This window comes from Acetivibrio sp. MSJd-27 (genome assembly GCF_018918095.1).
Classification (GTDB): Bacteria; Bacillota; Clostridia; order UMGS1840; family HGM11507; genus HGM11507.
The window spans coordinates 59,861-74,991 of the sequence record NZ_JAHLPV010000003.1 but is presented as its reverse complement, the minus strand read 5'-3'; the positions used below and the strand labels follow the sequence as shown (position 1 = coordinate 74,991).

Below are 15,131 nucleotides of genomic sequence, written 5' to 3'. Positions count from 1 at the left end.
CCCTATAATTCATCATTGATAATTTTTGTAGATGACAACCTCTCTGCTCTGGGCGAAATAGAAGCGGATAAATACCATGCAGGAATCGTCCATCACAGGGATTGCGCTGGTATCCGACTGGATCAGCTTTCCGGTTTTGCAGTTAAACTCGTAAACCTGTGTCAGAGTTCCGCGGAACTGATAGGGTTTTGTGAGCTCTCCGCCGCCGGGCAGGGGAGTGGCGAGAAGGAAAGTGTCCCCCTGTTTTTTGGTGACAGTTCCGAAAACGCCCTGAAGCGCCCAGTAGGAGTTGTTCAGGCTGGTGGACTGGGGATCTTTATAGTCAAATACAAGGTTGAATCCGTCCAGTTCGCCTTTGAAATTCTTATGGTACTGGATCACCATACCGGGTTCCAGTGCTTTGAACGCGTTTAATCTTTCCGGGGCGACCGGCAGAGAGTCCTGCATGCCCCTCTCATAGAAGTCAATGTAAGTGGCTGTCCCGCCGTCCTTATCCAGTTTCTCTGAAATTTTGGATATAACCACCGTGTTTGCTTTTACGTCCGGTGTTGTGGAGGTATCGTTGTGGTAAATCACCAGCAGGGAGCTCAGCAGAGTGTCGGAAGCGTTGAAGGCCTCCACGATATAGTTCCCGTTGGTGGCAAGCTCGGTGACCCGCATGATCCGGAACAGGCCCTCGTCCGTTTCCGAAGCGTCGAGGGGAACATTGAAAATTACCGGATTCGTGGTGACAAGAAAATCGTTGTTAAAGGTATAACCATTGCGCAGGAAGGTTCGGCCCAGTTTTTCCGCGGAGAGTTCCAATCCTGCTGTTTTATCCTGATTTTCCGCCCGGGGAACCGCTGTATCCAGCTTGTAAACGTTCCCGTCCGAATCGGTGGAATACTGAATCAGCTGGGGTTTGAAGGCCAGCGTGCCGGTGCTGTCCGGCTGGAAGAGTGTTCCCTCAAACAATGCCTCACCTGCGGTCTTTCTGGAATCGCCGTTCAGGGATACCTTGTCTGCCAAACGGAGGACAAGGTGTCCTTTCTGGGTATAAATTTTCAGCGACACAGAAGGATCAATCTCACTGCTTTCACAGTGGAAGGCATAGACATATCCGATGCTGTCCGTCGCCCTTGCCGTCAGGGTGCTGGAGGCGATCTTTCCATAGATATTCAGGTGGAAAGTACCAGACTGGCCGATTTTATGGGTATATTTTCTCCGGTATTTTTCGGTCATTTCAATGCTGCTGCCTCCGATGGAGAGCTTATCCTCCTCCAGAGAGTCAATGGTTCCGCTCACAGATTGGGTGGAGACCAGAATTTCAAAGTAATCCGCCTCGTCCCCGATCAGTGTCTGATTGTCCACCTTTTTTATGTAGTTTGGGAATATGGTGAGCACATCGCTCTGCTGAATTTCGAAAGGTGTTATGTCAGTCCCATTCTTTGTGATCCGATAGGAATCCGGATCCGAGATATCCAGGCCGGACATGTTTTCCTCATTGTCAAAGAGGAGTTTTTCCTCGGTTCCGCCGGAGATCATCACGTCGATCCCCTCACGGATGACGATCAGATCATAGCCGTCTCCGTCATTGCTGACAAACGTGATTTGTCCGTTTTCAGGACGGAACACGTCCTCCGTGTAGGACACAAGTCTTCTGTTGTTATACAGGATCACTGCGCCGGAAGGAATTTTGAATTTTTGATCCTTCGCCTCGTTCTCCGTTTGGATGACAATCTCGTGTCTTGAGACGGAGACTACATCCTCACCGGAAACCGTCACGGTTTTCTGCGCTTTGGATTCAAACCAGGTAAGAAGGGGGCGATCCATATCCTTGGTGTATTCATAATAGATTTTTATCCGGTATCCAACATAGGGTGTCATATCGTAAGCGCCGCAGTTAAAGTCGGTGGATCCCATTCGGACGACACCTGCCCCCACTTCACCCGCGTCCCCGCTCAGAGACAAAACGTGGGTTGCCGTCACGGTATTGACAGAGGAGGCCATGTGCCACACGTTTTTCAAAAGAGTTTCCCCATTCTTCACCGAGGCGGATCCGTCAGAAAAGTTGTATTCCACCAGGGGAACGTCCAGAGCGTTAACCAGAAGCTTGGCGCAAGTATTTTGGTTTAGTGCGGAGGAAAGAGAGGATACGCCGGAAAGCAAGGCGGAAGCGCCGCTTGTGCCAAGCAGACGGCTGTCATCCGCCGCCATGTATCCGTAACCCAGAACCTTCAGCAGTGCACAGGCTGCTTCCTCTGTTGTGATCGGTGCATCAGGCTGAAATTTTCCGGGGCTTTTGGGCGTCATATAGCCCATGGAAAACACATATTGAATTTCTTTGTAGTTTGGAGTGGTTTCCTTTACATCCCGCAGCTTCACAGAGAAATCCGCCCAATCGGCATTCGCTTTGACAAGACGGGTCAGAATACCCGCGAACGCGCCGCGGGTCACAGCCGCATTCCCGTCAAAGGCGGAGCTGTCGCTGATCGGCATAACGCCCATCGCGTCCAGCAGCTTGCTGTTATTTCCGATAACAGGGGCGGTTTCCTGCGGGGTATCCGGCTCCTGTGGCTTTTGAGTAGGTGTGGGATCCGCAGGGTCGGAACCGTTGCTGCCGATCCAGAATTCCGACAGAGCCACATTTCCGCTTTTTCCGTTCTGATAGGATTGGACGGTCAGTCTCACCCTTTTCGCATTGATAACAGACTCCGAATGGCAGGTGATGAGGCCGCTACCGTCTGCGGTACCTTCCAACAGTGTAAAATAGTTGAGTTCAACGGCTTCACCGTTCTCATCAACCGTCTCCTCCGTGTCACAGGCCTCCAAGAGAAACGTTTTAATTTTCGGATCCTGTGCATACTGTGTAATGACAATATGGTTAAACTGGAGCATTTCTGCAAATTCCAGTTCCATCCAACACTTTCCGTCCGCCTCGCCAAACTGGAATGTATTGCTGCCGGAAGCGGGGGCGGAATCACCATCAAACAGAAATTTGCTGTCTCCGGCGGCTGCCTTGGACGCAGTAACGGTGACGTTCTGATCGTTTGCCAGATTACCCGCCTGCGCGGCGGTTTCGTTTGGAAGGAGAATATTGCCGGTGATGACTGCGGTTAAAAGCAGCATAGTCATCGTTTTTCTGAACATAAAATACCTCCCTTGTTTATTTCTCAGATGTTTGCTTATATTTCATGCTGTACTGTCCGGGTGTAATCTTTTCATAACGCTTGAATACCCGGATAAAAGCGTTGCTGTTATTGTAGCCAACCTCCGTTGCCGTCTCAGCGATACTTTTTCCCTGTTCCAGCAGTTCCTTTGCACAGGAGATTCTTTTTGTATGAATGAAATCCAGAATGCTGACAGATGTTGTATTCTTAAATAGCTTGGAAATATAAGCGCTGGTCAGCTCAAACTGGTTTGCGATATCGGATACGTTCAAATCCTGGTTCTTAAAGTTTTGGTTGATGTAGTTTTGAACCTGTGAAACCAGGATTCCGGTTTGATCTTTGATCAAAAGCGCATTGTAATCGCAGATTGCTTTAAGTATTTCAAGTGTATTTTTTTTCATTTCTTCAATCGTATCCGCATGGATAATTTGATTCATCACATCGTTTTTACCGATTTTGAGAATCTTTTTCCCTTCCTCATCCAATTGTCCGATGATTTTTAAGACCGTGTTGGCAATGTCGAAGACAAAGCATTTGGCAATTTCAATCGAAACGGTCTGGGTTCCAAAAGTCCGTCCAAAAATATCGTTTATGATACTCTCCGCCTCCGCATAGGCGCCGATTGCTGCGCAGTTTAACAGCATCTGCTCATTTTCGATGGTGTAGGTGTAAGTCCCGCCGCAGTCGTGGATGGAATAGTAGCGGATCAAACGGTTTTTTCCGAGAAGCAGTTTGTAATTCAAAGCCGCAACCGCCTCGTCATAAGACAGTTTGATAGCGTTGGCTCCCCTGTGAAAATTGCCAAGCGAGATGGTAACCCAAATATTAAAGTCCTTCCGCAGCGTCTCTAGCACAGTGTTGCAGATGGTTTCAACCCTTTCCAGGTCATCGCCGCCGTCTGCTTCCTCATTGATAATACAGGCCATCATACCGTCTATCATTGTGGTATAGCTGTACAGAAAGTCATTGAACACGTTGGATATAATAAAAAACGCATCATTATATTTTGCTTTCAGTTCCAACTCTGATTTATCAAAATAAATGTGTTCAAAGCTCTCGATATTGATAGCTGCTGCAAGGTAATTGTCTTTGGTAAAATAAAGCGCCACCTCGTCGGCGTATTCCGAATCGGAATAGCCCACGTACTTTTTGCCCCGCAGGAGCTCAATCAAAAAGTGATCCTTGGTCTCGGAGCTGATTTTGGTGAGCATTTCATTGATTTTCTGGTTTTGAGACAGCGTTTTCTGGATACTTTTGTTGATGTAGGCCAGCTCATTTTCCGATTCAAGAACCTTGTCATCCTCACCGGGGCGAAACAAATCCGCAATGCTTCGTATTTCTGTATAATTCCGCATGGAAAATTTATATACGAAATAAATGCCTATCAATATGGAAAGCAGGCTGCAGAGGATCAGAAAATTCCGAAGGTACTCGACACGCTCCATATAGGAGGAGGTCACCTCCGTCATCACATACTTCCAGTCGTTCGTGTCTGACTGGCAGAAGGAGACGATGCTGTTCACACCGTTCACCTTCATATTGAGCGTTTTTTTCTCATCCGTCAGCATCTGATAGCTGATGTCTATGCTGTCCTTGCGTCCGGACAGAAGAATTACCTTATTGTTTTTATCCAGAATAAAAATATTGTTTTTGTGAATGTTTTCGATCCCATCAATGCTGCTGGCGAAACGGTTCTGATAAATGTTGATGACCAGATGGGACCACGGGCTGTTGCTGATGTCTGTCTCCATGGGCAGGACGCACATGATGTCTTCCTCGGGAATGCCGTTGACTGTCCGGGTGGTATAGGGGGAGTAGATCCGATTTTTTTCACGGAAGAGCCGGATCCACTGTTCATAATTTAAATCTGTATCGGAAAAATAATTCCGGTAAAGCTCAGGGGCGGTAAAAACGCCGTTTGTCCCCATGGCAAGATTTGTGTCATTCCGGTACAGGTATATGCTTTCGATAAAATCGTTGTCAACGATGACCTCGTTGAGCCGGCTCACCAGCTGGAGGTAATCATACCTCTCGCTGTCGGAAAAGTCCTTGTCCCGGATGGGCGTCGCCATATAAAGATTGTTGGCGTTGATGCGGGTTCGGATCTTTTCCAGCTGAATGAGCATAGGCTCCACCTTTGATTTCAGCTGGTTTGATATCACCTGGTTTTTCTCAATCGTCTCGTTCCTGACAACGCGGATGACCTGAAAATATACCATGACATTCATAAAAACGGGTATGAGAAACACAACAATATACGATAACAGAAAATAGTTCAGTATACTGTTCTTCTTTTGAATATTCCTTTTCAGTTTTTTCAAGCCTTCCCTTTTTAATTTCATCCCCTTTCCCCCATTCCCATGCGCTACTTCCTTCCATTATTTCCGATATATCTCGCTGATATCCGTATCATACGGGATTTTGTAATTGGGATATTTCTGAATAAATCGGTCATAAGCCTGTTGGTATACGGCGAGAATTTCATCCATCTTCATATTTTTCATCTCAGCCAGATACCTGTCGAATTCATCCAGTGAAGCATTTCCAAGGATAAATTTGATGAAATATTCGTCCGCATAGGTCTGAATCTGGTTCATCTTTGAAGTAGTCTGGCTGATCTCATCGGGATTCAGTGTTCCAAGATACTCGTGACTGGCTTCCTCCGCCTCCTTGGCATATTTTCCCCACACATCGACCGCTTCCTTCTGCACATCCATGGAGAAGAACTGTTCTCCATAGCGGGTATCCAGAACAAAGGGGCCCACGCTGAAGCTTCTGGCGTACATTCTGCCCATGGTTGAGAAGGGTTTTCCCTCCGGATTGTTGGTTAAAAGCTTTGTAAAGGTCGGATAGCCGTTCTCCATGGTGTAGCTTTCACCCTCCACGCCGAAGTTGCAGATCAGGCTTCCCTCTTTGCTGTAAGCATAGTCGAGCCATGCCGCTGCGATCTCCGGATTTTTGCAGGCTGTTGTGATCGCACAGTTCTTGCTCCCCACAATGCTGGCGAGGGTTTCTATGGTCTGGCTGTCGCCCTTGTGCAGAACAGGATAAGGAACCGGCTGCAGGGCAAACGAGGGATCGGTCGTCAGGGTTAGATACCGCTGTAGTCCGTTGCCAAGCACACCGATATAGGCGCCGCCCTCATTGTTTAAGATGCTCGAATCAATCATTTTGGTGTTGAGGGTACCGAATTCTTTGTCCAGCAGCCCTTCGTCATACCATTGCTTGAGAAGCTTCAAATACTCTTTATAGTTCTGCTCATAGGGACCGTATTTCACTTTTCCGTTGTCCACATAAAAATCGTATTTGATGCCGAAAGCCCCTATGAGAATATCCTTTTTCAGATCCTTTGTAGTGAGGATCAGCGGCCGCTTGGCATTCATGTTGTTTTTGAATGCGCGCAGCGTGTTTGTCCAGTCGTCAATGGTTTCGGGAACGGATAAGTTCAGCTTTTCAAGCCAGTCCTTCCGGAAGATGGGACCATTCCCCTGGCGGAGTACCGCACCGCCCTTCAGAGACGGGAAAACAAAGTGATCCCCGTTTTCGTCCAGTACATACGGAAGAAGAGCGGGATAGGTTTCATATATTTTTTTTAAGTTGGGTGCGTAGCGGTCGATCAGGTCATTGAGCCGGACGATGATGCCGTCGTTGTAAGCTTTGGTCAGACCGCCGCTGTAATAACTCATTCCGTCGATAATGTCCGGATATGTACCTGAGGCGATCATGATGTTGAACTGCTCAGAGAGCTGGCTTTCAATGGGATGAATAAACTCAATTTTTACATTTGTCTTTTTTTCCAGTTCCTTATACATGCCCATCTGGCTAAAGTCGTCTATAACGCCTACCGATCCGCCCAACGGAACCCAGTAGGTAAGCGTCACGGGCTCTTTTAAAGGAAAGCTCACGTCACCGTCAAAGGTGCCTGCCGTATCGTCCCCCCCTTTGCAGCCGCCGAAAGATAATACGGCCAGGGAAAGAATGACTGTGAAAATACATGCTTTCTTGAAAAATAAATGTCTTCTCATTGTGTCCCCCTTTTTTAAAGGTTGTGTAAACAGAGAAAAACGGAATTTAATATTATGTTTTCCTCCGCTTCAAATTTTTACTTTCGTCGCCGGCAGATAAAAATGATGCGGAAAACAGACATGTATTTTTATTTTTAGAAATGGAAAAACATGCCTGCTTTTATGAATATCTCGATCAAGATTTCTTATTTTAGATCTTAACATGAACCGTCGAAAAAATAAATATTCATTTTGCAAAATGAATCATTAAAAAATAAAAAACGGTGATGGTGATTTGGCAGCAATCCACTGGAGCGGAAAGGAGGGGAGGAAATTTCATATTTTTAATATGGATTCCAAAAAATGAAGATTTACTTCTGACATCCTCAAGATTAAAATATAGATAAGGCGCTGACAAAACAGAGAAAGGAGAATGTAGGCATCAATCGGCTACATAACAGAAACAATGCTTCGAGATAAGAATAAGACAACAGAAAAGGGAAGCAGTTTATTAGTGAGAGACGACAGTTTTTGGTCCAAGATAAAAAAAGATTATTCCAAAAACTATATCGTCGTTTATATGATGATCATCGTTGTAGCGTACTATGTGGTATTTCATTATCTTCCCATGTACGGCGTTACAATGGCTTTCCAGGATTTCAACGTATCAAAGGGGATTTTCGGAAGCCAATGGGTGGGGCTGAAGCATTTTAAGGAATTTTTCTCCAGCATTTATGCCTGGAGGACGATCCGCAACACTTTGCTTCTGAGTTTTTACCAGCTCCTGTTCGGATTTCCTTTTCCCATTATTTTGGCTTTACTTTTGAACGAGGTGCGGGTAAAATGGTTTAAAAAGACCGTGCAGTCCATCACCTATCTCCCGCATTTTATATCCGTCGTGGTTGTCTGCGGCATGGTGGTGGAATTCACCTCCCAGTCGGGACTGATCAACGACATTATCGCAATGTTCGGGGGGGAACGGGTCAGTTTTCTCTTGAAGCCGGAGTGGTTCCGGCCCATCTATGTCACCACAAGCCTGTGGCAGAGCGTCGGATGGGATTCCATCATTTATCTGGCGGCTCTCGCCGGTGTGGATCCGGCGCTTTATGAGGCGGCATACACCGACGGTGCGAACCGTTTCCGGCAGTTTTGGCATGTGACGCTGCCCTCCATCGCACCGACCATTATCGTTCTCTTTATTCTCAATATCGGCAAGTTCATGTCCCAGGGGGCGGAGAAGGTTATTCTTCTCTACAATGAAAATGTGTACGAGACGGCCGATGTGATCTCCTCCTTCGTGTACCGGAGAGGTCTGATCAATGCGGACTATTCCTTCAGCACGGCGGTTGGACTGTTCAACTCGGTGATCAACCTGATTCTTGTCGTGACGGCAAACACACTCAGCAGAAAATTCAGCGAATCCAGCTTGTGGTAGAAATGGGGGGAATATTATGGCTATCAAGAAAAGTGTGCCTTCAAGGCTCTTCGACGTGTTTAATGTGCTGTTGCTGTCGCTGATTACCCTGATTGCACTGTATCCTTTTTTATATGTTGTTTTTGTGTCGTTTAGCAACGCGAACGAATACGCGGCCTATACGGGAATTGTCTATAAGCCGGTTGGTTTTTCCCTCGCCGCGTACAAGGCGGTCTTTTCCAACAAAGATATTTACACGGGATATATGAATACCCTGTTCTATGTCGTTGTGGGAACCGCTTGCAATGTCATTATGACATCTATCGGCGCGTATGTGATATCCAGAAAGAATTTCATGTGGCGCAAGCCGATCACCACCATGATTGTGGTGACCATGTTTTTCAGCGGTGGGCTGATTCCAAACTACCTGCTGATAAAAAGCTTGGGTCTGCTGAATTCCAGAATGGCGTTGATTATCCCTACGGTTATCAGCACCTATAACCTGATGATCCTGAAAACCGCATTCTTCAATTTGCCGGACAGCATCGAGGAAGCGGCCAAGATTGACGGAGCCAACGATTTTGTGATTCTGTTTCAGATTATTTTTCCGCTTACCCTGCCCTCCATTGCGGTTATCACGCTGTATTATGCGGTGGGGCATTGGAATTCCTGGTTCAACGCAATGATCTACCTGTCCGACCGGGATTTGTATCCGCTCCAGCTGTTCCTGCGGGAGATTCTGATCTCAAACAGCATGGACAATATGCTGATGGATTCCTCGGCGGCGGAAAAAGAGCAGATATCTCAGACTATACAGTATGCGACCATTATGGTGGCGACGGTTCCGATCCTGCTTTTGTATCCCTTCCTGCAGAAATATTTTGTAAAGGGCGTCATGATCGGCGCGGTAAAAGGATAGAGAGGAGAAATGTTATGAGAAGAATCATCTGCCTGGCGCTGTGCGCCTGCCTGATATGGGGTGCATTGCCGGTTCTCGGGGAGGACAGTTTTGAAAATTTGGCTCCGAAGGCGGAGCTTACCCCTTTGACACTTCGGGCAACCAACGATCACCTGTTTCTAATTGACGGAAACAAAAGTGTCTCCAAACAGGGAGAGGCTTGGACTGTGCGGAAAAACACCTGGGTAAAATTTGATTTCGGCGCACAGCAGTCAATCAACCGGATCGACGTGTACGAGTTCAACGGAAATAAGGTGCAGCGTCTTCGGGGCTATAAAGTACAGGCGTCTCAGGACGGTGTCAGCTGGGAGACAATTCAGACGCAAGGAACCGACAATGTGCTCTGTGAGACAGTGATCAAGCCGGGGCACTACTATACCAAAATAGAGTTTGAGAAGGTAACCGCGCGGTTTTTCCGTTTCACTGTTGTGGCCGCCATCGATCCCAGCGGGGATGAGAATAAGGGTATCGGCTATGTGGAGGAAATCGAGATGTTTGACACCAAGCCCCAGGAGCAGGGCAAGGTGATCGAAGGGGCCGCACCTGCGCAGACACAGGATGAACCCAGCCGTTATGCTATGGTGGACTACTCCAAGATTATGAAGGAGGAAGCGGATTGGATCCGGGCGCAGCAGATCGACAATCCCGGAGAGGATACCGACGGAGCTATCGTCATGAACAAGGCCAATCTCACCAGGGATACTGACACCGGAAAAGACGAGTGGAACATAGAGCCTTATTTTGCCACGTTGGCATGTATCGGCTTGCTGGACGTGCCGGAAGAACAGAATATCGCCGCGGTGAAAAAGTGGATTGACTGGTATATCGGGCATATCAACCGGACGCCTGATAAATACGGATTGACCGGTACCATCTATACCAGAAGAGTGAATGCGGTGGATCCCAATGACTACCGCTCCACCGATGAGTATTCCGCGTCCGACTCCAGGGGATCCACTTTCTTGATGATGATCCGCAAATTCTATGAAGTGACCGGGGATTTGGACTTCATCACCAAGCGGAAAGCGGATATCGAGTTGATTTTTGATTCTTCCATCGCAACCCTGCGGGAGGATGGGCTGGCTGAGGCCAAGAATCAGGACGGGCATCGGACAAAATACCTGCAGGACAACTGCCAGGTGAACGCTTCCCTTTCCGATATGGTGGAACTTCAGCGGGATATCTGGAAGGACCCGGCCAAAACCGCCTATTATCAGGAGAAGCTGGAGCTGAGCACCAAGGGGCTGGAGAGTATGTGGCTGAAAGACCGGAATGAATATATTTATTATATTGTCCCGACGAAAACCAGATTGGTGGACTGGAGTGTTTTTTACGGCGATTCGGTCAGCGAGGTTTTCCCGATCCTTTATGAGATTCTGCCTACCGATTCAGAGCGGGCAATCCATCTGTACAGCAAATTCAGCGCGGAACAGCCGAACCGTGTTTACCGGGTAGGCAAGACGGAGTTCCCCTGGATGGCGACCTCTGTGATTTCTGCCATGATGGGAGATAAAGCGAGAACAAACGAGCAGCTGTACAACATGAGTAAAAAATATATGGAGACAGGCAGAAACTGGACCTGGTATATTTTTGAGGCGGGAAATGCCATCCGTGCGGCGAAGGTGATGCGGGATCAGATGAACCTGGCGCGAAACCGTCAAGCGGACGTCTCCTCCAATCAGGAAAACGCGGCGTTTCTGAACGACGGGCGCCTGGAGACCGCATGGAAAGCGGACACCGGTGCGGAACAGTGGCTGACGGTGGATCTGGGAGAGGAAAAAAACGTAAACCGGACGATTCTGAAAGCGGACACCGCGCAGTACACCGTTTTCTATTCTTCCGATAACCAGCAGTATCAGCCAGTGAGCGGAAGCTTCACTGGCGACATATTCGCTTTTCCCGCTGTAAACGCAAGGTATCTGAAATTTGTTGTTCCCGGCGGGACGACGGTCACAGAGGCGGAAGCATATTGTGACGCGGAAAATTTGGCCCTGGGCGGGCAGGCGGCCGCATCCGCCAATTCTGACAGCGCTCAGCTGGCGCTGGACAATACGACGACCACGAAATGGCAGGGGGACACCGCTGCGGAACAGTGGTTCAAAATCGATCTGAAAGAAAAGAAAACCTTTGATACCATTGAAATCGACTGGGACTACAATCGTCTTCCTGAAAGTTACGAACTCCTGATCTCTGACGATGACGTGGCCTATCAGAAAGCTGCAGAGGCGGCGGGAGGACCGGGCGGAAACCAGACGGTAAAATTCCAGCCTGTGCAGGCAAGATATCTGAAGCTGGTGCCTAAGACAGAGCAAAACAAAGCCGCTGCATTTTTTGAGATCCGCATATTTCATTCCGGAACAGCGGGCGCGGGAAAAGAAGAATACACCATTCTGATCAATCAGAAACCGCTTGTCACGGATGTGGAGCCAATTCTTGTCAATGACAGGCTTCTGGTGCCTTTCCGCGCTATCTGCGAAGCGCTGGGGATGGAAGTGAGCTGGAATGAGGAACTGGAGCAGGTTATTGCCAGCAAGGGCGATAAGACCATTGTTATGACGATCGGGAACAACGAGATCGATGTGGACAGCGAGGTGATCACCTGCGATGTAGCTCCAATGCTGCACAATGACAGGACAATGGTTCCCCTGCGTTTCCTGGCGGAAAACATCGGCGCGGACGTCCAATGGGACGGCGCAACCAACACGGTAACAATTACACAATAACAAAATATATTACAAGAAACAGATACACAAGAACAGGAGGTTTTTATGAAAATGTTAAAAAGGAACGGGTTGGCGGCCCTACTCACAATCGCCTTGATTCTGTCCTGCCTTTCTGTTTTGCCGCTCACAGGGCTGGCAGCGGAAAACCTGGCTTTGAACAAGACAGGCAGTGCCAGCGGAAGCGCCAGTAATCCAGAATTTCTGACCGACGGGAATACACATGCTACGACCGGCGGAGAAGCTACCGTTATGCGGAAAAACAGCTATGCCATGGTTGATCTCGGCGAAGAAAAAGAAATCAATATGGTTAAGGTTTACGAGTACAACTCCTACAAGAGCAGAAGGCTTCACGGCTATACGCTGGAGGTTTCCTCCGACGGGAGCAGCTTCACAAAGGTCGCCGAGGCGGATGAAAACCATTTTGTATGTCCCGACGATGTGGTGGATGCCCATTACAGCGGAACGATCACCTTTGAAAAGACCAAAGCGCGCTATGTCAAACTGACGGTGAAAATGACAATGGACGCGAGAGATCCGTCGAAAGAATCGGTTGTCGGCTACATAGAGGAACTGGAAGTCTATCTGGATGAGAGCATCGCCAAGGATGAGGCAAACACCGGCGATAATAAGAACAAGGTATACGGCAGTGCCGCTCCGAAGACGAACCTGGCGGCAAACAAAACGGTTACCTCAAACCCGGTGAGAGAATCCGGCGACCAGATGTATGTCGTCGACGGGGACAAAAACATCTCGGTCGGCAGCGCCGCTTGGCAGGTGAGGGCAAACAGCAACGCCGTGATTGATCTGGGGGAGGTTGTCAGCTTTAATCAGATCAATCTCTATGAATACAATTCCTACCGTGAAAACCGTATTTTCGGCTACAGCATCTCCTATTCCCAGGACGGCAAATCCAACTGGATCTCCCTTGCGGAGAGTGGTTACGATCAGCCCGCTTGTCCTACAGAGAGGGAAAAGGCACATTACACCGGCACCGTCAACTTTGAGAAAGTCAACGCCCGGTATGTCCGCGTCCTGCTGAAGCGCACCGCAAGCGCGAAGGATCCGGGGAAATCCGTGGTGGGCTATCTGGAGGAAATTGAGGTTTATTACAATCCGGACGGCGGAGTGATCGACAATCCAAGCCAGCCGGGTGTCATCACACCGGCTCCCAAACCTACTGCGACCGCAACCCCGGCGCCCTCAGTGGTCACCGGTGACAATCTGGCTTTGAACTGTAAAATATTCACGGACTTCGCATACAGTACGGTGGATGCGGCTGTGGAACACGTTGTGGATGGAGACAAAAATACCCGTCTCAAAGTCAACGGAAACAAGGGGCAAAAGTACGGGCACTTTATCCTTGATCTGGGTGCCCAGGCTAACTTCAGCCAGATTCGGGTGAATGAGTATTCCGATAAGATAAAGAGCTATGAATTATACACCTCCAATGACCAGGCCTCCTGGACAAAGATCGCTGAGGGCGGCGCACTGGGGAAAGAGGGTGTGATCAGCTTTGAAGCGGTATCCGCGAGATATGTGATGCTGAAGGTCACTGAGACATTGGCAGGGCTGTCTATCAGTGAAATTTCAGTTTACAATGGTTCCGGCAAACCCAATTATGAGAACAATGCTGTCCCGCAGAAGGAAATTGCACCTACCCTTTCCAAACCGGAGGTGGTAGATTCCGTTCCGTACAGCAAGGATAAATTCCATATCTACCTGTTTATCGGACAGTCCAACATGAACGGGAGGGACATTGTGCCGCCGGAGGAGATGGTGAAGCTGAATAACGTTTACCTGTTCAACGGTGACGGAAAATGGGAAAAAGCACAGCCGTGGGTGGACACAAACTCCAAATTCCCGGCGCTGATGCAAGGATTTAACCGGTACTCCACGGTGGTTGCGCATACCACGGAAGCGATAGACGGGCTGAACTTTGCCAGCTCCTTTGCAAGAGCCATGACTGGCTCTTTGGGCGATGACGTGGGAATCGGCATCGTATCCAACGCCAGAGGAGGAACCTCCATCGGCAAATGGCAGAAGAATTCCGGCTATGAATACGATCTGTACGGCGAAGCGGTAAAACGGGCGAAAGCTGCCATTGACGCAGGGGGAACCCTGAAAGGAATCTTCTGGCTGCAGGGCTGCGGCGATGCCAACACCGAGGATTATCTTGGCAAGCTGAACAATATTGCGACAGGGCTTCGCTCCGAGTTAGGGGTTACCGAGGAGGTTCCTTTCATCGCCAGCATGAATCCGCCCAGCTATATTGTAAACAATGACAGAATTGTGAACATCGGCTCGGCGGTTGCAAACTCAGATTGGGTCAGCAGCGCGGGCACCTCTACCATAGACGGAACTCACTTCACTTCCGATTCCATGCATCTTTTGGGAATTCGGTTCGCGGTCAAGGCGCTGGATAAAGTCTATGGTATCAAAACAGACGAATATTCACTCAACCAGCAGGTCTACAACAATGATCTGAATGGCTATATCGCCAGAGCTGGCAAAACCGACTATCCTATCACAGTCAACGGTATGTCCCTGGTGACAGACACGGCTCCTGTCATGGTAAACGATCGGATCCTTGTCCCGCTGCGGGCGATCTTCGAGCGCCTCGGTGCTGCGGTGGAGTGGGACGATCCCACCCAGACAGTTACAGCCACAAAAAACGGAAAGACCATTGTGCTGACCATCGGGAATAAGGTTGCGACGGTTAACGGCGAGACCAGGGAGCTGGACGTGGAAGCACAGCTGGTTCAGGACAGAACCATGGTTCCCATCCGCTTTGTCTCAGAAAGCCTTGGCGCGGAGGTGCGCTGGGAGGAATCCGTCAACACGGTAAATATTATACTCTAAGCAGGACAGAGGGCTGAGCCGCAG

7 protein-coding genes are annotated in these 15,131 nt (G+C 48.8%); 4 read left to right on the top strand and 3 right to left on the bottom strand.

Translation table 11 applies throughout. The annotated features are described in order from the left end of the window. Positions 1-12 precede the first annotated feature (12 nt). Genes KQI32_RS02010 through KQI32_RS02000 form a run of 3 tightly spaced genes read right to left on the bottom strand, consistent with a single transcriptional unit; the run spans position 13 to position 7,174 of the window. The gene (locus KQI32_RS02010) at positions 13-3,129 is read right to left on the bottom strand and encodes an S-layer homology domain-containing protein (protein ID WP_216423734.1); all 3,117 of its coding nucleotides are present in this window, start codon (positions 3,127-3,129) and stop codon (positions 13-15) included. A gap of 16 nt (positions 3,130-3,145) precedes the next feature. Then, positions 3,146-5,491, bottom strand: a complete 2,346-nt coding sequence (locus KQI32_RS02005) for an AraC family transcriptional regulator (protein WP_216423733.1) — start codon at positions 5,489-5,491, stop codon at positions 3,146-3,148. 36 nt (positions 5,492-5,527) lie between these two features. Then, complete coding sequence (locus KQI32_RS02000; RefSeq protein WP_216423732.1) at positions 5,528-7,174, bottom strand: extracellular solute-binding protein; 1,647 nt, start codon at positions 7,172-7,174, stop codon at positions 5,528-5,530. Between the two features lie 493 nt (positions 7,175-7,667). On the opposite strand from KQI32_RS02000, the gene KQI32_RS01995 reads away from it, so the two are divergent. Genes KQI32_RS01995 through KQI32_RS01980 form a run of 4 tightly spaced genes read left to right on the top strand, consistent with a single transcriptional unit; the run spans position 7,668 to position 15,107 of the window. Then, the gene (locus tag KQI32_RS01995; RefSeq protein ID WP_308167028.1) at positions 7,668-8,588 is read left to right on the top strand and encodes an ABC transporter permease subunit; all 921 of its coding nucleotides are present in this window, start codon (positions 7,668-7,670) and stop codon (positions 8,586-8,588) included. A 16-nt stretch (positions 8,589-8,604) separates the two neighbouring features. After that, positions 8,605-9,486 (top strand): carbohydrate ABC transporter permease, encoded by an 882-nt coding sequence (locus KQI32_RS01990; RefSeq protein WP_216423730.1) that lies wholly within the window; start codon positions 8,605-8,607, stop codon positions 9,484-9,486. A gap of 14 nt (positions 9,487-9,500) precedes the next feature. Next, positions 9,501-12,248 carry a discoidin domain-containing protein gene (locus KQI32_RS01985; protein WP_216423729.1) on the top strand — a complete coding sequence of 916 codons (2,748 nt, stop codon included), beginning with the start codon at positions 9,501-9,503 and terminating at the stop codon, positions 12,246-12,248. A 45-nt stretch (positions 12,249-12,293) separates the two neighbouring features. Then, positions 12,294-15,107 (top strand): discoidin domain-containing protein, encoded by a 2,814-nt coding sequence (locus tag KQI32_RS01980; RefSeq protein ID WP_216423728.1) that lies wholly within the window; start codon positions 12,294-12,296, stop codon positions 15,105-15,107. Positions 15,108-15,131 lie beyond the last annotated feature (24 nt).

What these genes read in the sequence shown, in the direction of transcription:
- KQI32_RS01985 (WP_216423729.1), top strand. Translation starts at nt 9,501, where the DNA reads ATGAGAAGAATCATCTGCCTGGCGCTGTGCGCCTGCCTGATATGGGGT.
- KQI32_RS01990 (WP_216423730.1), top strand. Translation starts at nt 8,605, where the DNA reads ATGGCTATCAAGAAAAGTGTGCCTTCAAGGCTCTTCGACGTGTTTAAT.
- KQI32_RS02000 (WP_216423732.1), bottom strand. Translation starts at nt 7,174, where the DNA reads ATGAGAAGACATTTATTTTTCAAGAAAGCATGTATTTTCACAGTCATT.
- KQI32_RS02010 (WP_216423734.1), bottom strand. Translation starts at nt 3,129, where the DNA reads ATGTTCAGAAAAACGATGACTATGCTGCTTTTAACCGCAGTCATCACC.
- KQI32_RS01980 (WP_216423728.1), top strand. Translation starts at nt 12,294, where the DNA reads ATGAAAATGTTAAAAAGGAACGGGTTGGCGGCCCTACTCACAATCGCC.
- KQI32_RS02005 (WP_216423733.1), bottom strand. Translation starts at nt 5,491, where the DNA reads ATGAAATTAAAAAGGGAAGGCTTGAAAAAACTGAAAAGGAATATTCAA.